Source organism: Arcicella aquatica (assembly GCF_034928825.1).
GTDB classification, from domain to species: domain Bacteria; phylum Bacteroidota; class Bacteroidia; order Cytophagales; family Spirosomataceae; genus Arcicella; species Arcicella aquatica.
Map to the genome: position 1 here is coordinate 1 of NZ_JAYFUL010000117.1, position 529 is coordinate 529.

A 529-nucleotide genomic window follows, 5' to 3' on the forward strand; every position below is an offset into this window, starting at 1 on the left:
ATTTTTATGCTTGCCCCAGTTTTAGAAGCATCTTTACTTGGATAGAAATTTGATAAAGAAGTCGGTAATTGCCAAGTGCTTGAGTCTCGGAGTAAAATTCGATTAAAAGTAGTCGTTAAACCTTGAGGCTTTTCTTTGACAAACCACTGACTTAATACTTTTTCAAAACAACGTTTTAAAAATGTAACAGCGTGAGTATTATATCTTTCATCAAGTGATTGTTTCTTGAGGTGTATGCCAAAATGCTCCTCAAGCCACAAACACTGGTCTTGCAAACTATTTTTAGGGTAGTTAGACAACTCTAAAGTATTCAATAACAAAAACATACGACCACTTAATTGACTGGTCTTACGAGTAATAAAATTAGTATCATACGAATGCTTTTGAAGAAATTCTTCATCAAAGAGTTCTTCCAAAAGTTGATTAATTTCTAAAAACTCAATTGAGTTTGATATATCTTCTAAATTCATTGTATCAGATTTTGAAGACAAAATTAATAAAATAAATCAATAGCCTGACGGCTATGGTG

At 31.8% G+C, this 529-nt stretch carries 1 protein-coding gene; it reads right to left on the reverse strand.

What is annotated here, in order from left to right:
• Nucleotides 1-470 (reverse strand): hypothetical protein (locus VB264_RS25075; protein WP_323254157.1); only part of this gene is annotated, 470 nt, incomplete at its 3' end.
• Nucleotides 471-529: the final 59 nt, after the last annotated feature.